Raw genomic sequence first — 21,932 nt, 5'->3', positions numbered from 1 at the left:
TTCGTTTTCAATCGGAGAACATTATTGTGGTATGAGGGTAACATTTTTATCAGATAGCGGACATGCATGATACAGAACCTGGCGGGAGAGCGCTGATCAGAATGAACGGAAAACCGCAGATGAAACAGAAGATAAGCTCCGCAATCTCGAAAGGGGATGTGCGTGAGATTGAGCAGATCGTCAGAGACATCTCTGATACGCAGACGCGCAAAGAGAAGAGAACACTCTACGAAGAGATGAATGCCACGCTCGTAGAGACGGCATTCGATAAGAACCTCCCGGGTCTTCTGGGTCAGCTGATAGAGCCCGATAAGGAAGAGGTGTATGGTCTTATCCGCCGGGTTGCCGGCATCTACATCGAAACCAGGGATGCCGAATGGTTCTCCGCGATCTTTACTCTCGCCGATAAACTCGATCGCAAGAGCCACCAGTCCGAGATCCTTGCCGAAACGGCACGGGATATGATCCAGGCAGGCGTCGACTCCCGCGACTTTCACTATATAGAGAAGGGCGGCGAGGTCTTCAACCAGATCAGCATCCGCAAATACCGATCCGCCATTCTGATCGATATCATCCCGCTCCTCATCGAGTTTGCGGTCCGTTCCCAGAGCATTCCCATCATGAACAGCGCTCTATCCATGCTCTCGGAGATAGGAGATATCTCGAAACAGTCACGCCTCCACGCCGACGTGGCACGGGCAACCGCCGCAATCGGGATCGAGCAGGGAGACCTCGATACCGTTATCCTCGGCCTTCGAAGCGCCACCGAGATCAACCAGAAGATCCGCCGCACACACTGTATTGCAGATATCGTGGATGTCGCGTGGAGATCCTCCTTAAAGAAGGAGATCGCCGATATCGAACATATACTCGACGCGGTCTCGGATATTCCCGAAGAGAGGCTTGTTGAGGTGCTCGCCATCCTGACCGAGCAGCTCCTCGACCGGCAGCGCGACAAAAAGCAGGTCTACGCAAAACTCCTGAAGATCGACTCCGAAAAGCCCTATGCCGGCCAGACGATCGTGCTCGAGCTCTTAAAGAAGGCGGAGCGGAGTGGAGAGCGCTGGTACCTTGAGCGTGCTTTTGAGTTCAACTCGAGAGCCGGCGCAGCAGGCCAGCTTCCTATCGAAGAGATCGTCCTCTCGGGGATAGCGGTCGTGGAGAAGAGCGGCAACCCGACAATACTGCTCGATATCACACCGCTGATCGAGTCGTCCTGCGACGCCCCGAAAGCGACCCAGCTCTACCGGCAGATCACCGATGCGCTCTCCCGCATGGGCGACTTCTACCATGCCATCGAGGTGATGAAGAAGGCGAGCAGCCGTGTCCAGAGGATCAACGCCCAGTTCTACGACACCGGCGTCCGCCTGATCAAGGAGGGGATCAACCGCGACGAGATCGACCTCGTCAAAGAGAATATCCTCGCCGCGCTCGATATCGATATCGCCGACTCGCTGATCCATCAGGCGGTCACGGACTTCTGCAAGGAGTATCCGTTCGAGGAGATCATCAGGCATATCCCCTCGATCAAGGAGCTCGTCCGGTCGCACCATGCGCAGGATCACCTCCTCATGGAGAGCAATAAGATCCTGATCGAACGGGGTTTCATCCGCCAGATGGACCCGTCGTCGCTCGTCAACCTCGCCGCACAGATCAACCAGCAGAACCTGCGGGAACAGGCGATCTCAACGATCGTCATCGAGATGGCACGGATCGGCGTAACCCAGAAGAACCGCGATCTGCTCCGCCGTGCAACCGGCCTCACCTGCGAGATCCAGGATCAGCAGGCACGGGCGGAGGCGATGGGAGGCATCGTCGACCATGCAGCGGTACTCGCGGTAGAGGACGGCGACCTCGATCTGCTGCACGGGATGCGGGTGCTCTCAAGCTCGCTGCTCGAGAAGGACTACTGCCTCTTCGCGATGGGCAAGGTCATCCACGGCCTCATCATGTACGGCATCGAGCAGCTCTCGCTCCAGGCGCTGGACGAAGCAACCCAGATCCTCGGCCAGATCACAGACCCGTCCCTGCAGCGGCAACTTATCGACCCGCTCATCAAGGGATACGTCCGGGTCGGCAGCCTCCGGATGGCAGAAGAGATCGGGCAGGGGAAGGCGCGGGTCTTCGAGCATATGATGGAGCCCTTCGATCTTGCTCTTCATCTGCTGAAGACCAATACGCCTCGCGAAGAGATCTCCATCAAGATTGCAAGCTACGTCGATATCATGCTCGAGTACACGCAAGTCTACGAAGATCCGATGTTTGCCATCCCGATGTCGTACTTCTCCCTCGAGATCGAAGGGGAGTATGAGCGTAACGCGATGCTCCAGCGGATTCTGACGTACTTCGGCACTTTTACCCGGGACTTTGACTCTGCCGATCCCTACGAGGTCATGGCGTACCTGCTTGAGAGTATCGACGGGGCGATCTCGTCGCCTCCGGTCTTGGAACTGATGTATCGCCTCTTCGACCAGACCGGGAACGTCTATGCTCAGTACTCCGGGATGTACCGGATCGTCAGTGCCTACACAACACTCGGCAACCAGGTGAGAAGCGAGGAGATCATCGAGAAACTCCACGGCGCCATCGAGACAATCCCGGAGGCCGCTATCCGTGCGGTCATGCTCGCCGACCTCGCCGGTCTGATGGCGGGCACGAACGAGGCCAGGGCACGGACATACCTCGACGAGGCGCAGGAGAACCTCGACCGTGTCGAGCCTGAGCGCGAAGCATTCGTTCGGAAGAACCTGATCTACGCGCTAAAGAACATCCACGGTGTCAACCGGCAGGAGGGTGACGTCGATCGGGCGGTCGAGCAGGTCGGTCAGATCGAAGATCCCGTCGAGTACGTCGACGCCCTTGCCGCCGTCTTCGAGATGGTCACCGAACCGGCACAGCGAAAGGAGATCCTCTCGGCGATGTGCCATACGGTGGTCAGTATTCCGATGCCGCACATCCGCCTCTCGATGCTCTTTGATATCACCCGGTTTGCCGAGACGTACGGCGATGAAGAGGATATCACCGACCTCTTAAACGGTATCGACGAGACCGCAGGACATATCCAGATCCCCTTCATATCCGCGATGGCACAGCAGCGAATGGCGCAGATGCTCTTTTCGCTCTACCGAAAGAGCGGGAAACCCGTCATTCAGCAGCGTGCCGTCGATCTGATATCGACGATCCCGGACGACCGGATCCGCTACAACCTCATGGTTCAGCTCGAGCAGGCCATGCCCCCGTCGTGGAAGAACACCGTCTATGGGAAGATCCTCGAGTCGCGCAACAAGATCAGAACCGGAGAGTATACGACGAAGGATATGGTTTCGCTGGATCGCGCTATCCGGTCGGCTCCCGACCGGGCGAGGCGGGCGACCTACTATACGGAGCTCTTCCTCTTCTCGAAGAACGCCGGACAGGAGGAACTCGCGGAGAGGATGCTGCTCTGCGCCCTCGAAGAAGCGCGGATCATACGGCCGCTCTCACGGCGTGCATACGTCCTCGGGGATATGGCATGCAGGATCTGCGCCGAGCGATACGAGGACCGGTGCCGGGAGATCGTCGATATGGCCGTTGCCGAGGCGCTGAATATCCGCGACTCCGCGATCCGCGATGAAGTCTATGACGAACTCGATATGTCCATGAGGCTCATCCAGGAGCACTGGTTGTGAAGACACTCGAACTTTTCATCTCCGGCCGGGTGCAGGGCGTGGGGTTTCGAGCCTGCATCAAGAAGATCGCGACGAACCTCGGCGTATGCGGCGAGGCGATGAACACACCGGACGGACGGGTCAGGATCGTCGCTACCGGTGAAGCCGTCCTGCTCGACAAATTCATATCCATGCTCTACGGCTGTCCCCGCGTCGTTATCAGGGAGATCAGCCAGGGAGAGATACCGTTCACTTCTTTTCAGGAGTTCTCGATAGTCCGGCCGTCCTATCAGTATACTACCTGATACTCTCCATTCTGCAGGAAAGCGTCCCTGAGCAGTTTCACCTGGGAATCGATGCGGTTCTGATCGATGGAGGCGTGGAGCGCTTCGACGAGGCGGCCGGCACAGTCGTCCGAGAGGTAGCACCGCGCCGCCCCGCATTCGTAATCCTCCGGGGTCAGGGCTGCCGCGTGCGCAAGGACGACCCGGTCTACCATCGCCACTTTCTGCGGCTCGATAAGGTCGTAGACAAGGCTCCCGGCACCTTCGTGGAGCAGGCCCTCGTCGGGGTTTAAATGAGCCCCGGTGACGGAGACGCAGGCGTTGCCGAAGAGCATCGCATAGCCGAGCGAGAGCATGGCATTGACCGGGTCGCGGTTCGGCCGGGATCTCCGCCTTCGGTAGCCGAGCTCTGCCGGAACCATCCTCGACAGTATCTCGTAGTACATGTCGGTAGTAAGCCGGTGAAGGCGCCGGAGCTCGTCCATGGTGATGAGGTGCGCAAGCTCGTCACGAGCCTGGTGGAGCAGGAAGAGTTCACCTTCGTAGAGAAGAGCCGCACCGGCCGTCTCGCAGAACTGCTCCACGAAGAGAAGCCGGGACCGAACCGCAGCCGTTGCAATGGCCTGGGCGTACCGGTGCGGGGTGGCACGGCTCTGGGCGGCGCGGGTCTCCTCGTCGAGCGTATACCCGGGCGGCCGGAGATACCCGGTCGGGGTTCCGTCGATGTCGAAGAAGGTGATCGCAGAGCCTATTTTGAGGAGGTTGACCACTGCAGACGTGTGGAGGGTGTGCCCGCCCACGATGAGCAGGTGCTCCACGCCCCCCAGCGGATAGCGGCGGGTGGTGCTGCCCTGCGCAACGATCAGCTCGCGTGCGGTTGCCTTGATGTGGCTGCCATAGCCGATTACCGGAAGCCAGGGGATCGCCGGAGTCTGCATAACGGTTAACTCGTACTTAAGGGAGATGGTAAGGCGTTTTTCATTGATGAATGCATCGATCGGAGGGCATTTTGAGGGGGAGCATGCTTCGCGGGACGGATGCCTCCACCCTGCTCTGTGTTAGCGTATGACAAACCTTTTGTGTCTCTGGAAGGCACTATAGTGATACATACCGGTTATCCGGCTCCATGCCGCCTGCCGCGACCATGGAGCCGGTGTACCGACCGCACAGAAAGAGACCCATGCCGATAGTATATCCGGGCGGCCCGTCACGGACGCCCACACGCTCAGGGGCACGATCCGATTATGTTCTGGAATAAAGCGATGGAGACGATCAGCGCCGGAGATCTCGAGGCGCTCCAGCTGAAACGGCTGAAGTGGACGCTCCGTCAGACACAACAGGTTTCACTGTACCAAAAGAAGATGAAGGAAGCCGGGATCACCCCGGACGATATCAGATCGCTCGATGATCTGCAGAAGATCCCCTTCACCACGAAGAAGGATCTGCAGGCAGGCTACCCGTTCGGTCTTCTTGCGGTGCCGAAGAGGGAGATCGTGCGTATCCACACGACCTCCGGCACGACCGGGAAACCAACCGTCGTCGGGTACACCCGGGCGGATCTCGGAAACTGGTCGGAACTCATTGCACGGAATATGGTGATGGTCGGCCTGACGGATGAGGATACCTTCCAGAACGCCGTTAATTACGGGCTCTTCACCGGCGGACTCGGGTTCCACTACGGTGCCGAGAGGGTCGGAATGACCGTCGTCCCGAGCGCTACCGGGAATACGAAACGGCAGATCGAGATGATCGAGGACTTCGGGGTCACCGCCATCCACTGCACACCGAGCTACGCCATGCACCTCGCCGAGGTTGCGGAATCGATGGGGGCAGAGCTTGCCACCCTGAAGACCGGCATCTTTGGTGCCGAGCCCTGGTCGGAGAGCATGCGTGCCGAACTCGAAAAGAGGCTCGGCCTCACAGCATACGATTCCTACGGCCTCTCCGAGATGTATGGACCAGGCGTGGCCTTCGAATGCCGGGAGCGGGACGGGCTTCATATCTGGCACGACAGTTACCTCGTCGAGATCATCGATCCGGTGACCGGCGAGGCACTCGGTCCGGGCGAGCGGGGAGAACTCGTCATCACTCCGCTCGTGAAAGAGGCGATGCCGCTCCTCCGGTACCGGACGGGCGACGTCACCATGCTGATGGAGGATGAATGCCCCTGCGGGCGGGGACAGAAGATTGCCCGGATCACCGGCCGCAGCGATGACATGCTCGTCATCCGGGGCATCAACGTCTTCCCCTCACAGATAGAGCATGTGCTGCTCTCTCTCCCGGAGGTCGGAGAACAGTTTATGGTATATATCGACCGCGTCAAACATCTAGATGAGATGACGATCGAAGTGGAGATGAGCAAAGCAAGTTTCTCCGGCGAACTGCAGGATCTTGCACGGGTGCAGCGGCACGTCGCGGGAGCGCTGCACAGCACTCTGGGTCTCCGCACCACCGTGAAGCTGGTGGAGCCGGGAGCGCTGCCGCGGTTCGAGGGGAAGGCACGGCGTGTCGTCGATCGGCGGGGGGCTATCTGATGGTGACCTGGAACCCGCGGATGGAGGAGATACCCCGGGATGAACTCCAGCGGCTGCAGTTCAGACTGCTCAAGACGCAGATCTACCGCCTCTACAGTTTCAGTGAGTTCTACCGGACAAGGATGAAGGAGGCGGGCGTCCACCCCGACGACATCAGGTCGCTTGAGGATGTCCGAAAGCTCCCCTTCATGTACAAGCGCGACCTTCGCGACAACTACCCTGACCGGATCTTCTCGGCCTCCCGGGACGAACTCGTCCGCTACCACGTCTCGTCGGGAACGACCGGAAAGCCGACCGTCGTCGGGTACACCCAACACGACATCGAGAACTGGACGGAGTCGCTCGCCCGGGGATTCACCTCCTGCGGCCTCGGCCGGGGTGATGTCATCCAGATCAGCTACGGCTACGGGCTCTTCACCGGCGGACTCGGGGCGCACTACGGCGCAGAGAGGATCGGCGCGACCGTTCTTCCGACGAGCGTTGGGAACACCGAACGGCAGATCGAGCTGATGCAGGATCTCCACGTCACGGCGATCGCCTGTACACCCTCGTACCTCCTCCACATGGGGGAAGTGGCCGAGAAGATGGGCATCTCCATCAGGAACGACACCGATCTGAAAGTCGGCGTGCTCGGTGCCGAACCCTGGTCGGAGCAGATGCGCACGAAGATCGAGGAGTGGCTCGGGATAAAGGCCTACGACATCTACGGGACGAGCGAGCTCTCAGGACCGATGTTTACGGAGTGTACTGAGCAGCAGGGCATCCATGTCTGGGGCGATCTCGCGCTCGTCGAGATCATCGACCCTGAGACGGGTGAGACGCTCGAACCCGGCAATGCGGGAGAACTCGTCATCACCATCCTCCAGAAGGAGGCGCTCCCGATGGTTCGCTACCGGATCGGAGATATTACGGTGCTGGACGACGAGACGTGTGCATGCGGCCGCACCCACCCGCGGATCCGGCGGATCTCCGGCAGGGTGGACGACATGCTGATCATCAGGGGAATCAACGTCTTCCCCTCGCAGATCGAGCACGCCCTCATGGAGATCCCGAACATCGGGCGGCATTTCCAGATCGTTGTCGACAAGAAAGGAGCGCTCGACACGCTGCTCGTACGGGTGGAACTCGGTGAAGGAGCGTTCTCCGACAAGATCACGGATCTGATGGTCCTGAAGAAGACAGTCGAGAACCGGCTCCGTTCCTCGCTCAACGTGGCGGTCGGCGTCGAGCTGGTGGAGCCGGGGACCCTCCCGAGGTTTGAGGGGAAAGCGAAGCGAGTGATCGACAGGAGGTCGATGTAAGCATGGAGAAGTCGTATATTATCAAGCAGATCTCGGTCTTTTCCGAGAATCGGCCGGGGAGGCTTGCCGCCATCGCCGATGCACTCAAAGAAGCCGGGATCAATATCTTTGCATTCAGCATCGCGGAAGCGGACGGATTCGGAGTCGTGCGGGCGCTCGTCGACCGCCCGGACGATGCACACAAAAAACTGACCGATCTCGGATTTCGGGTCTCGTTCACCGAAGTGATCGGCGTGAAGATGCGGGACGAACCGGGCGGACTATCGGAGATAGCAGGCGTTCTCGGGGATGCTGCGATCAACATCGAGTACGCCTACGCCTACAGCGGCAAAGACGCCGCGGTGCTTATCCTGCGGGTCGACCAGGCCGAGGACGCTGTCCGGAGACTCCTCGAGCGCGGGAGCGATCTCCTGAAAGCCTCGCAGTGCCGGTGAAAACAGACTCACCGTTTCTCCCATTTTAAGAGTTCCATCACTTCGGAGAGCGTCCGGCCACGACGGATCTCCTCGCGGATCCGCTCTTCGGTCTTCCTGACCTCCGTTGCCCGCCGCGCTATCTCGTATGCCCGATCCTTCGGGACGACGACGACACCGCTCTCGTCGCCGATTATCCAGTCGCCTGGCCGGACTTCCTGGCCGCAGCAGACGATCTCGGTATTGATCTCTCCAAGACCCTTCGGTTCGCCTGCGTTCGGTACGGCAGCTCTCGCAAAGAGCGGAAACGCCATCCTCCTGATATCGTCGATATCCCGGACGGCGCCGTCGATCACCACCCCGGCGATACCGCGGTTTCTGCAGGAGAGGGTGGCGAGCTCGCCCCACGGGGCGACATGGGTTCCCCCGTCGTTGCTGATGACGAGGACGTCGCCTTCTCCTGCGACGTCGATCGCCTCGACGGGTTTCGCCCAGTCGCCGGCGACCGTCCGGACGGTCACGGCCCGCCCCACCATCCTGGCAGCGCCCGAGAGCGGGAGAAGACCCGTCATCGCCCCTTTCCGATGCATCGCATCCGAGACGTTCGGCGCCGAGACGTCGGCGAGGAGGCGGCGGATGGCGGCATCGGGACTCTCGGCCGACCGGGGGCAGACCTCCGGGCGGTCGATGGAAGCCCGGACGGCGCGTGCGGAAGCGGTGACGTCCGCCGACCGGATGATGCTGCCGCCGACGATGACAATCCCGGCACCGGCTGTGACCGCTTCGGCGGCGGTTACCGCATCGAGCCCTCCGGCGACCGCGATCGGAATACCGACCTCACCGCTGAGGCGGGAGAGGAGGTCGAGCGAACTTCTGCCGAGCATCTGCTGGTCGATGCCGACGTGGGCGTTGATGTAGTCGACACCCATCGCTTCGAGCTCGCGGGCACGCGTCACCGGGTCGGCGACGTTGATGAGGTCGGCCATCAGGCGGACACCGTACTTCCGCGCAGCGCGAACCGCCTCGCCGACAACCGAATCATCGGCATCGGCGAGGATGCAGACAACCCCTGCACCGGACTTCGCCGCCATCTCCACCTCGAGCGCACCGGTGTCGGCGACCTTCATATCGGCGACGATCACCCGCTCAGGAAAATGCTCCCGCATCACCCTGACGGCGGCCATGCCCTCGCTCTTGATCAGGGGCGTTCCGACCTCGATCCAGTCCGCTCCACCCAGAACCGATTCCTCGGCGATGGCTACGGCGCGTGAGAGATCGAGCAGATCGAGAGCAACCTGGAGAACCGGCATTTCCATACCGGATAGATTCGACCGGCAGATATATCTGATGCTCGGTCAGGCGGAGAACGGCACCACTTCCTGCCGGAACGTTTCCGCAGGGTAGTCGGCAAGTAGCATCGGCCTTTTTCGGAGAGCGGCGCACCGGGAGGAGAGATAAATGCAAACCCTTTATGCACAAAGGAGCAGAATTAGGTTAGAGAAGTGCCTCCCCGCTTCCTCCGGGCATAAACATGCACGACGATACGGCGCAGAAGAGCTATAGAAAAGCCAGATCGCTTTCTGAGTGCAGATGCCGCCTTCTTCTGGTACTGATTCTTGCGGCGGCGCTGTCGTGCTGCCAGACGGTCACCGCCGAGAAGGCGGATGTCCTCATCCTGCACTCGTACCACCCCAATATGGATATGGTGCAGCTTGAACAGGACGGCATCGAGAGTGTCCTCAGAGAAGGTGCACCCATTGCGGTGGAGCTCCGGATCGAGCATATGGATGCCAAGCGGATTGAGAACGAGGCGTATTTCGACCACCTTGCAGATCTATACCGGTATAAGTACGCAAGCACGCCGCCCGACGTGATCATCACCTGCGACGATCCGGCTTTCAAGTTTGCTCTCGTTCATCACGATGATATCTTCCCCGATATCCCGATAGTCTTCTGCGGCGTCAATTACTTCAGCACAGACTGCATGCATAACGACTCTCTTGTAACCGGGGTGGTCGAGACGCTCGATATCGCAGGAACCCTCGCGCTTGCCGAGCATCTCCACCCCTCCGTCTCACAGGTCGTCGTCGTCAACGACGGAACGATGACCGGGGTTGCAAACAGAAAACGCCTCCTCGAAGATACAGAAGGGTTTCGCGGCAGGTTCGAGTTCGTCTTCCTCGATAACATGACGATCCCGGAGATACGGGAGCAGGTAGCACACCTCCCGAAGACGAGTATCGTCCTCCTGCTATCGTATAATCAGGATCCGAATGGCGTCTACTACGCATATGAGGATGCAGTCGATGAGATCGCCCCGGCATCATCGGTTCCGGTGTACGGTGTCTTTGAAACATACCTCGGCCGGGGGATCATCGGCGGCATGATCGTCAGCAGCAGAGAGCAAGGGCGGGTTGCGGGTGGCATGGCACTCCAGATACTTGAGGGCGAAGACGTATCCGCAATACCGGTCGTGCGCACCGTCGAGCAGCGGCCTGCCTTCGATCAGATCGAGCTCGACCGATTCGGTATTGCCGGGACGGATCTGCCCGCAGGAAGCACCGTCATCAACCGACCGGTATCGACCGTCGAGATTCCCGTTGATATAGCTGCGGTCGGGATCAGCGGGGTTATCGGCCTCCTCGCGATCATCCTGGTACTGAAGAGCGATATTAAGAAAAGGAAGAGGATCGAAGAGCGGCTCCGGGAGAGTGAAGAGAAGTTCCGCGGACTCGCCCAGAGGAGTTTTGATATGATCTTCACGCTCGATACCGGGCAGAACTTCACCTACGTCTCCCCCGCCGTCGAGAAGATTGCCGGCTACCGGCCTGAGTACGTCATGGGGAAAAGTTGTCTCGCATTTACCACAGACCCGTGCAGATCGAAGGTCAGGGATATCTTCACCCGCGTTCTTGCAGGGGAGAGTCTGGAAGGCCTGCATACGGAGATGCGGAGAAGCGACGGGACGGTCGGGTACCTGGAGATAGACGCCTCTCCCATCGTGAAGAGCGGCGTCATCGTAGGCGTCCAGGGGGTCGCCCACGACGTCACCGAGCGGAGACTGATGCAGCTGCGCCAGCGTGAGGCCTATGCCCGGATAGAGACCAATATCGAGCAGTTTGCCATCCTCGGCGACCACATCAGGAACCCGCTCCAGGTGATCCTCGCTCTCGCCGGTTTCGACGAATCGGAGAGTTCGGAGCGGATCATCGAACAGGTCAGGCAGATCGATGCCATCGTTACCGAGCTCGACAGTGGATGGATCGAGTCCGAGAATGTCCGGCAGTTCCTTCGCCGCAACTACGGCCTCGAAGGAGGAGATCTGCCCCTGCCGCCGGACGACCAGGAGACCGGAGAACAGGACGCGTAGCCGGGAGTGCTGGTGAGAGCATGGAGCAGGATACGGAGTACCGGCGAAGCCTCCCGACAGAGGTCGAGGGGCGTATCGCAGCCTACATAACGGCAAAGGAAGGGCTGTTAGCCCGGTTCGCCGCGAGAAGCGGGGACGGCATTCGGAGACGGGGAGGTAAACGGGAGGATATCCGTGCCCGATATTCGCGTGATGCCGATCGGATCATGCACACCAAGGCCTACGCCCGCTACATCGACAAGACGCAGGTCTTCTACCTGGTCAGAAACGATCATATCACCCACCGCGTCCTCCACGTCCAGCTGGTTTCGAAGATCGGGCGAACTATCGGCAGATCCTTGCGCTTAAACGAGGACCTCATCGAGGCGATCGCCCTCGGCCACGATATCGGCCATATCCCATACGGCCATGCCGGAGAGGCATGCCTCTCGGAGATCTGCAGGAAAGAAGGTATCGGAGTGTTTCGGCATAATCTTCAGAGTGTCCGGTTCCTCACTGCGATCGAAGACTGCGATCTGACGCTCCAGGTGCTGGACGGAATTCTCTGCCACGACGGAGAGGCATACGACAGCAGGATGGCGCCCCTGCCGGGAAAGACCTGGGACACCTTTGATGAAGAGATCCGGGGCCTCTCAGAGGGCGGAGAGGGGCGAGCGCCGATGACCCTCGAGGGGTGCGTCGTCCGCTTCGCTGATACAATAGCCTATATCGGCCGCGACATTCAGGATGCACAGGAGGTCGGCCTGATCGAGGGTGCCGGGGAGATGCCTGCCCGAGTCCGGGACGTTCTCGGGGAGAGCAATCCGTCCATCATCGACACGCTGATAAAAGACCTGATCGAGCATAGCAACGGCGAGACGGAACCGCTCATCAGGTACAGTCCGGATGTTGCGGAGGCGCTCGGCGATCTGAAACGCTTCAACTATAGCAGAATCTATCACCATCCGCAGGTGACGGCGGAACTACCGAAGATTAAGCGGATGTACGATACGATCTTCGCCGTATACCTCGAAGATCTCGAACGGGAGCGAAGAGAGTCGCCGATCTACACCGGTTTTCTCGACATGGCGTGGATCAGCCCCGAGTACCGGAGGAGCACCGGTGACGCCGAGATGGTCAGGGATTTCATCGCCGGCATGACGGACCGGTACTTCGAACGCCGGTTCGAAGAGATCGTCATGCCGAAACGGGTTGACTGGAAGTTCAAGGCATAGAACTCCGCGGCTTCAGCAATCCTTACATATACGGAATCCAGCGGTAATCTGCCGGAATTGCGACCCACATAGAAGCCCGCAGACGGCCGATCTCCCTGCCGGTAAGGGTATCCATCCTCCAAAAAGTACTGCCCCGCAGACGGCCATTATAGGCCGGCGATCCGCCTGGTTTTCAGGGATCGAACGGAGATTTCGAGCATTCTGACAAGGCACGGAACCCAGCTCCAGAACACCCAGCAGAATGGGAAATAAACGTCAATTTGAGCGTTTTCCGGAGAGGGAGAGGGACGGAGTCCCCCAGAGAGCTGTATACAGCCATTTCGTGGCCGTCACCTGTATCCGCGTTCGCTCGAATCTCCGAACGCAGGGACGTGAGCGTGCAGAACTGCACCTGCCATCTCCGGGGCGAGGGAAACTATTAAGCATCAGCGTGCCGGAGATGCCCGAATCCGGACTGACGCTCCGACAGAAGAGCGGATCTCACACATTCAGGAGAGGTGAATCGGCATGGCTGAAATCGGATACAAACTTGCAAGTGAAGAGCACGGCCCGCTGGATCTCGTCTGCTGTGCACGGCAGGCCGAGGATGCGGGGTTTCCCTTCGCGATGATATCGGATCATTACCATCCCTGGACCAGCAGGGAGGGGCAGAGCCCCTTCGTATGGGCAACCATCGGCGGGATATCGCAGGTGACAACCGGTCCTCGGCTGGCGACCGGCGTCACCTGCCCCACTTTCCGTATCCATCCTGCCATCATCGCCTAGGCGGCAGCGACCGCAGCGGCCATGCTGCCGGGCAGGTTCATCCTGGGGCTCGGCACCGGTGATAACTTAAACGAGCATATTCTCGGGGACCGGTGGCCTCCTGCGCCCGTGCGAACCGAGATGCTCGAGGAAGCGGTGGAGATCATCAGGGCGCTCTGGCAGGGCGGCATGAAGCGCTACTACGGCTATTTCTTTACCGTCGAGAATGCACAGGTCTTCACCCTCCCGGAGATGCTCCCACCGATCATGATCGCCGCCGAGGGGCCGATAAGCGCGTCGATGGCGGGCAGAATCGGTGACGGGTTCATCAATGCGGGACACGAAGCCGAAAAGAGCCTTCTTGCCTTCAGAGATACGGGAGGCGAAGGAAAACCGGCATACCTCGAGATCTCGGTCTGCTGGGGGGAGACCGAGGAGACCGCCCGGCGGACGGCATACGAAGAGTGGCCTATCTCTGCCAATACCGGTGAGATGAACCGTATTCTGCCGACACCCGCTCACTACGAGCAGATTGCAAAGATGGCGACCGAGGAGGACGTGGCAGCGCACGTCCCGTGCGGCCCCGATCCCGAACCGATGATCAAGAAGGTTGAAGAGGGCATCCGGAAGGGTTTTGAGAATATCTGCATCCACCAGATAGGAGAGCAGCAGCGGGAGTTCCTCGAGTTTGCCAAAAAAGAGATCCTGCCGCAGTTCATCTGAATGCGGGAGGGTAAGGGGGATGGGGCTCAGGGGCCCGAGACCTCCGTCTCGTCCGTCCTGACCTTTGCAATGGCCTCAACCGGCATGACGATGATCCGCCCGTCGCCGAACTTCCCGGTTCTGCCGTGTGCCCTGACGGTCGCGACGACCGTCTCGACCTCGGGGTCATCGACGACCATCTCCAGCTTGATCTTCGGGATGAGGTCGACCGGCACGCTCCTGCCGCGGAACTGGAGGGAAATGCCCTTCTGCTCGCCTCTCCCCTTCACTTCGGTCACGGTCATCCCGACGATACCCTTCTCTGCGAGCGCCGCTTTGACGCCGTCGAACTTCTCCGGTCTGATTATTGCAACAACCATCTTCATTGAAACCACCTCACACCTGCACTGATTCGCCGTGCTGGGATATATCGAGGCCGACATACTCCTCTTCCTCCGAGACGCGCAGACCCATAGCGAGATCGACGATCTTGGCGAGGAGATACGTGCCGACGAAGGCGTAAGCGATAGCAGCTCCCGCACCGATCACCTGGAGGATCAACTGTCCTGCATTCCCTTCGATGAGGCCGCTGATACCGCCGATGCCGGCAACCGCAAAGACCCCGATGGCAAGCGTTCCCCAGACGCCGCCGACACCGTGGATCGCCCAGGCATCGAGGCTCTCATCGAGACCGCGCCGGATCCGGAAGAGGAGGGCATAGTAACAGAACAGCCCGGAGATGACGCCGATGATGGCGGCGGATAGCGGCCCGACGAACCCGGCCGCCGGGGTGATAGCGCCGAGTCCTGCAATGGCACCGCTGATCATCCCGACCGAACTCGGTTTGCCGCGAATCCAGGAGGCGGCCATCCATGCAAGGGCTCCGGCGGCGGCCGAGATGTTCGTCACCACGAACGCGTTCGCGGCAAGACCGTTCGCCGCGAGAGCGCTTCCCGCGTTGAACCCGAACCAGCCGAACCAGAGGAGCGCCCCCCCGAGGAGCGTCATCGGGATGTTGTGCGGGTCCATGCTGTACTGACCGAACCCGACACGCCTGCCGATGACGAGCGCCAGGGCAAGTGCCCCGAAGCCTGCGGAGATGTGCACGACGATGCCGCCGGCAAAATCGAGGATGCCGAGCTCGCTCATCCAGCCGCCGCCCCAGACCCAGTGTGCGAGCGGATCGTAGATCAAAGTCGTCCAGAGAAGGCCGAAGACGATAAACGCACTGAGCCGTATCCGTTCGGCGACGGCCGAGGTGATGATGGCAAGCGTCACCGCCGCAAAGACGAGCTGGAAAGCCATGAAGAGCAGGTCGGGAATACCCTCGCCGTCCATGCCGACACCGGTCAGGGCAAAGAACTCGAGGCTTCCGATCAGCCCGCCCACGTCGGTGCCGAAGGCCAGGCTGTACCCGAAGAGAAACCACTGGATCGTGACCACCGAGAAGGCGACAAACGAGAGCGCGAACATCGAGATGAGGTTCTTCCGCCGTACAAGACCCCCGTAGAACAACCCTACGCCGGGGGTCATCAGCATGACGAGCGCTGTGCAGATCAGGATAAACGAAGTATCCCCTGTATCGAGTGCCATAGTACAACCATTCCTGAAGCAGCAGGCATAGCCGGGCTCTCCCGCATCCGGTCTCTATTCCAGCTCCGGGCAAGATCTGCCGGAGAGGATGAGAGTACTATTCTCCGAAACGCCCCTTTTCGACAGGACGGGGAGAGTATTTACGAAGAGCAGGAGAGAGAGGTATGCCATCTGTTAGAAGGAAGTGGTTTTCCCCCAAATTTAAATATACCCATTTTAAACCGAGAGGAGCACCCTCAACCCGAGCCGCACAGGGAGACGAGATCTTCGTGCCCGGAGAGCGCAAAGAGGAGGGCACCAGAGAAGGAGGGGAGAGGAAAGGGCGAACCTACCCCCCGGAAGACTCGGATTCGTCCGTCCTGACCTTGTAAATCGCCTCGACCGGCATGACGATGATCTTACCGTCGCCGTATTTTCCAGTCCTCCCCGCATCACGAATGGCCTGAATGACCGCATCGACATCAGCAGCCTTTACGACCATCTCGAGTTTCAGCTTCGGAATGAGATCGACCGGCATGCTCTTGCCGCGGAACTGCAGGGAGATACCCTTCTGCGCCCCACGCCCGCGGACCTCGGTCACCGTCATCCCGACGATACCCTTTGCTTCGAGCCCGGCCTTGATGTCGTCAAACTTCTCCGGCCGGATGATTGCAACAACCATTCTCATTGATACCACCTCACACCTGCGTCGACTCCCCGTGCTGGGAGATGTCGAGGCCCACATACTCCTCCTCCTCCGAGACGCGAAGACCCAGCGTCATATCGACGATCTTGGCGAGGACGAAGGTGACGACGAACGCGTAGACGACCACCACGGCCACATCGATCATCTGGATGAAGAACTGACTGACGTTACCGTAGATCAGTCCGTCGACACCGCCGACTGCGGCAACCGCGAAGATACCGGTTGCAAGCGCACCCCAGACGCCACCGACGCCGTGCACCGCCCAGGCATCGAGACTCTCGTCGAGACCCCGGCCAACCCGGAAGAGCAGGGCGGCGTAACAGATGATACCGGCAACCGCCCCGATGGCGATAGCGCTCATCGCGTCAACGAACCCCGCTGCAGGAGTGATTGCCACAAGCCCTGCAATGGCACCGCTGATCATCCCGACCGAACTCGGCTTTCCGCGGATCCAGGCGGCGAAGAGCCAGGCAAGAGCCCCCGCAGCAGCCGATACGTTCGTCACCACGAACGCGTTCGCGGCAAGACCGTTCGCCGCGAGGGCGCTTCCCGCGTTGAACCCGAACCAGCCGAACCAGAGGAGCGCCCCCCCAAGGAGCGTCATCGGGATGTTGTGCGGCTCCATACCGTAGGCGCCGAACCCGACACGCTTGCCGATGACAAGCGCAAGAGCAAGGGCCGCAAACCCGGAGCTGATATGAACGACCGTTCCGCCGGCGAAATCAAGCGCACCGAGCTGTGCCGCCCAGCCGCCACCCCATGCCCAGTGCGCAAGCGGATCGTAGACGAGCGTCGTCCAGAGGAGCCCGAAGACGATGAACGAACCGACCTTCACCCGCTCCGCAACGCCGGATGTCACGATGGCAAGCGTCAGACCCGCAAAGACGAGCTGGAAGACCATGAAGAGCAGATCGGGAATGCCTTCGCCACCCATGCCGACGCCCCGCAGGGCGAAGAACTCGAGGTTTCCGATAAGCCCGCCGATGTCGGAGCCGAAGGCCAGGCTGTACCCGAAGAGAACCCACTGGATCGTGACCACCGAGAAGGCGATGAACGCGAGAGCAATCATCGAGATGAAGTTCTTCCGCCGTACAAGGCCTCCGTAGAACAAGCCTACACCCGGAGTCATCAGCATGACGAGCGCCGTACAGATCAGGATAAATGCAGTATCACCCGTATCAATAGCCATTGTTAGAGACCTCCACAGATCATGGATCACAGATCGCTGGAAAGAAGTGTACTTCCTACAGATATAAATTTAACTATCAGCAGACCCCGACGGGGACGATCTCGCAGGGGCAAAACACCATCGGAGAATCGAGAGGGGCTTTGACTCACCCGGCACAAAAAGCAAGCCTCGTGGAGCAACAGGAGATCCGGCCTTTACCGAACCCCACCTGCCCGGCGAGCGCTCCCGGCGGGACGAGTGAGAGAACGCGGCATGCATACCGTGCCGAGAGATTTAAAAAATAGCGGGTGAGGAGAAACCGGGCGGCTACTCACCGAGTTGATAGCGCCCCTCGAAGGTGATATCCTCGAGGAGCTCCTTCTTCGCAATCGTGATCTCTTCAGGGTATCCGGCAGGCACGAGCGAGACGAGCGTATACGCATCGGGAACATTCAGCAGTTTCCGGATATCCTCGGCATACGCCTTCTTCTCGCCCGCCACCCAGCAGGACCCGACACCCCACGCCTGAAGTCCGAGCATGAGCTGCGTCGTCGCCGCACAGCAGTCTTCGAGGTAGTAGGTCGCGTCTCTCTTCCCGAATACGGCAAAGCAGACCTGGGCGCCCGCGATGAACCGCCCGTGATCAGCAAGATCTGCGATCTTTTTGAGCATCTCCGGATCCTTCACCGTCCCGAAGAGCCAGGGCTGCTCGTTCCGGGCAGTCGGCGCAAGGCGCGCACAGTCGAGAGCGTCTTTGATGATCTTCTCCTCAACCGGGTCGCTTTTGTACTTCCTGACGCTGTGCCGGCTCCGGATCACAGTAATGCCAAGATTCATGGTTCCACCTATCGGACTCATGGTTGGAGATGGGCATTCATCAGGTAAAAAACCTTGGAAAATAAGCCTTGAATCCCCGGAAGAAGAGAGGGCGTCAGAAGAGCCCACCGATCAGCTGCACGATATTATTGAAGCCCTGAAGGATAACGACCTTCGGATCGATCCCGAGGAAGGGGAAGATGAAGATGAAGTAGGCGAAGGTTCCGAGGGTGCTGCCGAGATTGGCGAGTGCTGCAACGAGCACCACCCGGAAGAGCGGAATTTTGCGCATCTCCGAGAGGCTCTCGGCCTCGATGATCCTCCGCAGTTCGCCTGCGGTCGGCTTTCTGATCTTCGCCTCCACGAGGGCCGCAAACCAGCCCGCGGCGAGGAGCGGATTTAGGGAGGTGATCCAGGAGACGCCAAACGCCGTCAGTGCCGAGAGAGGATGACCTCCCGCGACCAGCGTGAACCCGGCAGCGAGCACCCCGTTTATCAAGACCCAGTAGAGGAGCGCGGTCAGCAGCACGTCGAGCCCGACTCCCGAGAAGGCGATGGCCGCGAGCAGGGCAAGAAAGAGCACCGTGACGAAGATGCCGAAGATCTTTGCGAAGGGAACCGATCTGACCTCGGCGGTCAGACCGCTCATCGGCGGGAGCGTTCCGGGCTCCCTCAGGTACCGCTCGACACCGTGTACGTGGCCGGCACCGACGACCGCAAGGACGCGCTCGTACCGGCTCCCGAGCGAGATGAGCTGGTGTGCGAGGTAAGCATCGCGCTCATCGATCAGCGCCGCAGCCCCGTTCGGAGAGAACTCACGGAACTCCTCGAGCGCTGCACTCACCACATCCTGTTTCGTCAGTTCGTCGACGTCGATCTCCTTGCCGCCGATGCCGATGACCGAGGCGATGAGGACGAAGAACATCTTGATCTTCTCCCACAGGGTCATTTTGCCCCAGAACCGCATCAGAGTGATCCGGATGTCGCGGTCGATGAGCGCCACGTGTTTCTGGTGCGCCTCAGCCTCCTCGATAGCGGCGAGCATCTCGGCACCCGGCCGGATCCCCGTATCGGCACCGATCCGCTGCTGAATATAGGCGAGCAGCCACTGGACGAGCACCCGGGCGAAGTTCCCGCCTTTCAGGATATCGGAGATCGAGGGCTCCGGAGCATCCTCTTTCAGGGCGGCGTACCGTCCGGGGTCGAGCTCCACCCCCACAATATCGGGCTCGAACTCTTCGATCGCATCCCTGACCTCCTGCACGCTCTTCGCCGAGACGTGTGCAGTTCCGACTATCCTGATCTCAGACATCAAGCACCTTTATTCCCTCACTATCTATGACGACCCTCTTCCCGCGCGGCAGCGTCGCATCCGCATAGTGTTCTCGTATATGCCCCTCTTCGAGCCTCTCGGCGCTCCGCCGCTCAAGCAGCACCGATGCCATCTCCTCCGCATCTCTACCGGACAGAGGCGCCCCGAGACCGGGGCACGGAGAGACCAGAAGATCCTCGTCGTCGAGCATGAACGGGTAGGTCCGGCAGATCCAGGGGCGATACGAGTAGATCGTGCACCGCCCGCCTGCAAGGAAGATACAGGCGTCGCCCCTCCGCCTGATACACCAGGCAAAAGTATAGCATTTTCCATCGGGATCCTCGATGAATTCCGGATAGGGCTCTGCGATCTCATCGAAGGTCATGCCGGTTGCCGCCATGATCGTCCTGACCTCCCGCGGGCTGACGGCGACGAGGTTCGAGTCTTCGCTCACTGCACGGCAGCACTCGCTGCAGCCGATGCAGGCAAAGCCGATACCCCCGAGGGTTTCGGCAAGCTCCCCTACTCCCGGCATATCCTGTCGAAGTTCTCGAAGACGAGCCGACCGTTCTCGGTATGGCTCACTTCAGGATGCCACTGGAGTCCGTAGAGATGGTTATCGATATCGGCCATCGCCTCGACGCCGCAGATATCGGACCGGGCGAGGAGCGTAAAGCCTTCCGGCATGGCGGAGACCTCGTCGGCGTGCGATGCCCAGACACGGATGCGGCCAGGGTAGCCGTCGAGGAGATCGTTCTTCTCGATAATATCGACGTCCACCGCCCCGTATCCGCCGCTCATCCCTTTCGTCACCGTCCCGCCCCGGGACGTAGCCATTACATGCAGCCCGAGACAGATCCCGAGAACCGGAAGGCCGAGCTTGAGGTACTCGGCCGCGATACCGGCACGTGCAAGGGTGGGGCCGCCGCCGAGGATGATGCCCCTGCAGCCTTCCGCCACTTCAAAGGCCGGCGTTTCGTTGGAGATCATCGTGGCCTCAATATCCATATCGCGGAGCGAGCGAAGGATCAGATGATTGAACTGCCCGTAGTTATTGACCACATAGATGGGAAGCATTGTTGATCACAGTATTACGAGTTTTGGATACATAGTCCTTTGTCAGCTGTATTCCCGCACGAAATCGAAGATCGCCTTCGAGATCTCTTCAGGAGCAAATCCCATCAGGGAGGCGAGCACCATCGCGCCTCCGGCACCCATCCCCTCCTTGACCTCACCAATGCAGTAACGGGCAAGCCCGACGTGCCCGAGGTTAGCGAAGTTCGGATCGACGTAGTAGGCAACGGCGCCGACCTCCTCGACGGTGCGCGGGAAACTTGCCGACGAGTCGTCCCTGACGTAGACGGTCGTCGCCAGAGGCGGAGGATTCCTCCCGAGCGCTTTGAGGACGGCGGCGACGGCGAGCATCTGCGTCCCTCCCGCAAGGAGGAGACGGCCGCTGTACGTGCTCGCGATCCCGGCCGCGACCGGCATCATAGGATCGCCCGCAAGCCTGAGTATCTCGAGCGGGTCGCTCGTCCCGGCATTCCTGACCCGGCCGAGCACCTCGCGGCAGACCTCATCTTTGAGCGTCACCGGATTCTCCACGTAACTGCTGCTGACCCGGGCGTCGTACCCGAGCGCTTTGAGGACGCAGAGAGCGGTCGTGGTGCCCCCTGGAACACACTCCCCGAGCACCAGAAGGTCGCTGCAGCGCGAGAGGAACCTCCCGGCCATCTCACCCCGCCGGAAGAGCCCACACGCGTCAGGAACCGCATCCCCGAACCGGGGATCGCCACCAGGGCTTCCGTACATATCGAGGCAGGGCACGCCGGGCTGATGCCGGAGCCCTGCATTGATGAAGAGCGGGAGAAGGCCCGTCAGCTGCATCATGGAACGGGTGATGGAGGCCGGCGTCGGGCAGCCCGTGGGCGTGTTCGGCTTGAAGGACATACTGGCGATCGAGCCCGTCATCACCAGCTCCGAATCGAGATTCGGCGTCAGCAGAGTCTTTTCAGGGGTCTGGCCGGCACCCGAAATTCCGGGAACCGTGGAGAGCATCGTATTGCCGAGAACGAGCGCCATCAGCGGGTTTTCTGCAGTAATGTCAGGGGACTCCGAGAGGAACGGCATGAATATCAGTAACAATGTA

At 60.1% G+C, this 21,932-nt stretch carries 18 protein-coding genes and 1 pseudogene; 8 read left to right on the top strand and 11 right to left on the bottom strand.

The features are described 5' to 3' along the window. Positions 1–62: 62 nt before the first annotated feature. Together ABH15_RS06785 and ABH15_RS06780 are read left to right on the top strand one after the other, a co-directional pair. The gene (locus ABH15_RS06785) at positions 63–3,668 is read left to right on the top strand and encodes a hypothetical protein (protein ID WP_241648033.1); all 3,606 of its coding nucleotides are present in this window, start codon (positions 63–65) and stop codon (positions 3,666–3,668) included. After that, a complete protein-coding gene (locus ABH15_RS06780) occupies positions 3,665–3,952 on the top strand; it encodes an acylphosphatase (RefSeq protein ID WP_128693608.1) in 288 nt (95 codons plus the stop codon). The genes ABH15_RS06785 and ABH15_RS06780 overlap by 4 nt, the downstream gene beginning before the upstream one ends. Here ABH15_RS06780 and cas1 read toward each other — a convergent pair. Beyond that, positions 3,937–4,869: a CRISPR-associated endonuclease Cas1 gene (gene cas1, locus ABH15_RS06775; RefSeq protein WP_128693607.1), complete on the bottom strand. Its 933-nt coding sequence runs from the start codon at positions 4,867–4,869 to the stop codon at positions 3,937–3,939. The genes ABH15_RS06780 and cas1 overlap by 16 nt on opposite strands. A 306-nt stretch (positions 4,870–5,175) precedes the next feature. Here cas1 and ABH15_RS06770 point away from each other — a divergent pair, with 306 nt between their 5' ends. Genes ABH15_RS06770 through ABH15_RS06760 form a run of 3 tightly spaced genes read left to right on the top strand, consistent with a single transcriptional unit; the run spans position 5,176 to position 8,200 of the window. Beyond that, positions 5,176–6,465 carry a phenylacetate--CoA ligase family protein gene (locus ABH15_RS06770; protein ID WP_128693606.1) on the top strand — a complete coding sequence of 430 codons (1,290 nt, stop codon included), beginning with the start codon at positions 5,176–5,178 and terminating at the stop codon, positions 6,463–6,465. Continuing rightward, positions 6,465–7,766, top strand: coding sequence for a phenylacetate--CoA ligase family protein (locus ABH15_RS06765; protein WP_128693605.1), 1,302 nt, complete (start codon positions 6,465–6,467; stop codon positions 7,764–7,766). Before ABH15_RS06770 ends, ABH15_RS06765 begins: the two co-directional genes overlap by 1 nt. A gap of 2 nt (positions 7,767–7,768) precedes the next feature. Then, a complete protein-coding gene (locus ABH15_RS06760; RefSeq protein ID WP_128693604.1) occupies positions 7,769–8,200 on the top strand; it encodes an ACT domain-containing protein in 432 nt (143 codons plus the stop codon). Between the two features lie 8 nt (positions 8,201–8,208). Here ABH15_RS06760 and ABH15_RS06755 read toward each other — a convergent pair whose 3' ends face one another. After that, positions 8,209–9,495: an orotidine 5'-phosphate decarboxylase / HUMPS family protein gene (locus tag ABH15_RS06755; RefSeq protein ID WP_128693603.1), complete on the bottom strand. Its 1,287-nt coding sequence runs from the start codon at positions 9,493–9,495 to the stop codon at positions 8,209–8,211. 215 nt (positions 9,496–9,710) lie between these two features. Here ABH15_RS06755 and ABH15_RS06750 point away from each other — a divergent pair, with 215 nt between their 5' ends. The 3 genes and pseudogenes from ABH15_RS06750 (at position 9,711) to ABH15_RS06740 (ending at position 14,230) form a co-directional block, all read left to right on the top strand. Next, the gene (locus ABH15_RS06750; RefSeq protein ID WP_128693602.1) at positions 9,711–11,549 is read left to right on the top strand and encodes an ABC transporter substrate binding protein; all 1,839 of its coding nucleotides are present in this window, start codon (positions 9,711–9,713) and stop codon (positions 11,547–11,549) included. 20 nt (positions 11,550–11,569) lie between these two features. Beyond that, positions 11,570–12,763: a deoxyguanosinetriphosphate triphosphohydrolase family protein gene (locus ABH15_RS06745; RefSeq protein WP_128693601.1), complete on the top strand. Its 1,194-nt coding sequence runs from the start codon at positions 11,570–11,572 to the stop codon at positions 12,761–12,763. Between the two features lie 507 nt (positions 12,764–13,270). Next, positions 13,271–14,230: pseudogene (locus tag ABH15_RS06740) on the top strand (TIGR03557 family F420-dependent LLM class oxidoreductase). A 26-nt stretch (positions 14,231–14,256) separates the two neighbouring features. On the opposite strand, the gene ABH15_RS06735 reads toward ABH15_RS06740, so the two are convergent. The 9 genes from ABH15_RS06735 to cobT all read right to left on the bottom strand — a co-directional run bounded on the left by ABH15_RS06735 (position 14,257) and on the right by cobT (position 21,913). After that, positions 14,257–14,595: a P-II family nitrogen regulator gene (locus ABH15_RS06735; RefSeq protein ID WP_128693600.1), complete on the bottom strand. Its 339-nt coding sequence runs from the start codon at positions 14,593–14,595 to the stop codon at positions 14,257–14,259. Between the two features lie 10 nt (positions 14,596–14,605). After that, positions 14,606–15,802 carry an ammonium transporter gene (locus ABH15_RS06730; protein WP_128693599.1) on the bottom strand — a complete coding sequence of 399 codons (1,197 nt, stop codon included), beginning with the start codon at positions 15,800–15,802 and terminating at the stop codon, positions 14,606–14,608. 328 nt (positions 15,803–16,130) lie between these two features. Next, the gene (locus tag ABH15_RS06725) at positions 16,131–16,469 is read right to left on the bottom strand and encodes a P-II family nitrogen regulator (RefSeq protein WP_128693598.1); all 339 of its coding nucleotides are present in this window, start codon (positions 16,467–16,469) and stop codon (positions 16,131–16,133) included. Between the two features lie 10 nt (positions 16,470–16,479). Then, positions 16,480–17,676 (bottom strand): ammonium transporter, encoded by a 1,197-nt coding sequence (locus tag ABH15_RS06720; protein WP_128693597.1) that lies wholly within the window; start codon positions 17,674–17,676, stop codon positions 16,480–16,482. Between the two features lie 306 nt (positions 17,677–17,982). Next, on the bottom strand, positions 17,983–18,513 hold the full coding sequence (locus tag ABH15_RS06715) for a nitroreductase family protein (RefSeq protein ID WP_128693596.1): 531 nt from the start codon (positions 18,511–18,513) through the stop codon (positions 17,983–17,985). 73 nt (positions 18,514–18,586) lie between these two features. Then, complete coding sequence (locus ABH15_RS06710; protein WP_128693595.1) at positions 18,587–19,783, bottom strand: TraB/GumN family protein; 1,197 nt, start codon at positions 19,781–19,783, stop codon at positions 18,587–18,589. Next, positions 19,776–20,318, bottom strand: a complete 543-nt coding sequence (locus ABH15_RS06705) for a YkgJ family cysteine cluster protein (RefSeq protein ID WP_128693594.1) — start codon at positions 20,316–20,318, stop codon at positions 19,776–19,778. Before ABH15_RS06705 ends, ABH15_RS06710 begins: the two co-directional genes overlap by 8 nt. Then, on the bottom strand, positions 20,306–20,860 hold the full coding sequence (locus ABH15_RS06700; RefSeq protein ID WP_128693593.1) for a GMP synthase subunit A: 555 nt from the start codon (positions 20,858–20,860) through the stop codon (positions 20,306–20,308). Before ABH15_RS06700 ends, ABH15_RS06705 begins: the two co-directional genes overlap by 13 nt. A 42-nt stretch (positions 20,861–20,902) precedes the next feature. Continuing rightward, positions 20,903–21,913: a nicotinate mononucleotide-dependent phosphoribosyltransferase CobT gene (cobT, locus tag ABH15_RS06695; RefSeq protein ID WP_174719425.1), complete on the bottom strand. Its 1,011-nt coding sequence runs from the start codon at positions 21,911–21,913 to the stop codon at positions 20,903–20,905. Between the last annotated feature and the right edge of the window lie 19 nt (positions 21,914–21,932).

Source organism: Methanoculleus taiwanensis, from assembly GCF_004102725.1.
In the GTDB taxonomy this organism is placed as follows: Archaea; Halobacteriota; Methanomicrobia; order Methanomicrobiales; family Methanoculleaceae; genus Methanoculleus_A; species Methanoculleus_A taiwanensis.
Note: the sequence above shows the minus strand (reverse complement) of the source record. Positions and strands in the feature narration are given on the sequence as shown.

What these genes read in the sequence shown, in the direction of transcription:
- ABH15_RS06700 (WP_128693593.1), bottom strand. Translation starts at nt 20,860, where the DNA reads ATGCTTCCCATCTATGTGGTCAATAACTACGGGCAGTTCAATCATCTG.
- cobT (WP_174719425.1), bottom strand. Translation starts at nt 21,913, where the DNA reads ATGCCGTTCCTCTCGGAGTCCCCTGACATTACTGCAGAAAACCCGCTG.
- ABH15_RS06765 (WP_128693605.1), top strand. Translation starts at nt 6,465, where the DNA reads ATGGTGACCTGGAACCCGCGGATGGAGGAGATACCCCGGGATGAACTC.
- ABH15_RS06725 (WP_128693598.1), bottom strand. Translation starts at nt 16,469, where the DNA reads ATGAGAATGGTTGTTGCAATCATCCGGCCGGAGAAGTTTGACGACATC.
- ABH15_RS06735 (WP_128693600.1), bottom strand. Translation starts at nt 14,595, where the DNA reads ATGAAGATGGTTGTTGCAATAATCAGACCGGAGAAGTTCGACGGCGTC.
- ABH15_RS06720 (WP_128693597.1), bottom strand. Translation starts at nt 17,676, where the DNA reads ATGGCTATTGATACGGGTGATACTGCATTTATCCTGATCTGTACGGCG.
- cas1 (WP_128693607.1), bottom strand. Translation starts at nt 4,869, where the DNA reads ATGCAGACTCCGGCGATCCCCTGGCTTCCGGTAATCGGCTATGGCAGC.
- ABH15_RS06760 (WP_128693604.1), top strand. Translation starts at nt 7,769, where the DNA reads ATGGAGAAGTCGTATATTATCAAGCAGATCTCGGTCTTTTCCGAGAAT.
- ABH15_RS06745 (WP_128693601.1), top strand. Translation starts at nt 11,570, where the DNA reads ATGGAGCAGGATACGGAGTACCGGCGAAGCCTCCCGACAGAGGTCGAG.
- ABH15_RS06750 (WP_128693602.1), top strand. Translation starts at nt 9,711, where the DNA reads ATGCACGACGATACGGCGCAGAAGAGCTATAGAAAAGCCAGATCGCTT.
- ABH15_RS06710 (WP_128693595.1), bottom strand. Translation starts at nt 19,783, where the DNA reads ATGTCTGAGATCAGGATAGTCGGAACTGCACACGTCTCGGCGAAGAGC.
- ABH15_RS06770 (WP_128693606.1), top strand. Translation starts at nt 5,176, where the DNA reads ATGTTCTGGAATAAAGCGATGGAGACGATCAGCGCCGGAGATCTCGAG.
- ABH15_RS06705 (WP_128693594.1), bottom strand. Translation starts at nt 20,318, where the DNA reads ATGCCGGGAGTAGGGGAGCTTGCCGAAACCCTCGGGGGTATCGGCTTT.
- ABH15_RS06730 (WP_128693599.1), bottom strand. Translation starts at nt 15,802, where the DNA reads ATGGCACTCGATACAGGGGATACTTCGTTTATCCTGATCTGCACAGCG.
- ABH15_RS06785 (WP_241648033.1), top strand. Translation starts at nt 63, where the DNA reads ATGCATGATACAGAACCTGGCGGGAGAGCGCTGATCAGAATGAACGGA.
- ABH15_RS06715 (WP_128693596.1), bottom strand. Translation starts at nt 18,513, where the DNA reads ATGAGTCCGATAGGTGGAACCATGAATCTTGGCATTACTGTGATCCGG.
- ABH15_RS06755 (WP_128693603.1), bottom strand. Translation starts at nt 9,495, where the DNA reads ATGGAAATGCCGGTTCTCCAGGTTGCTCTCGATCTGCTCGATCTCTCA.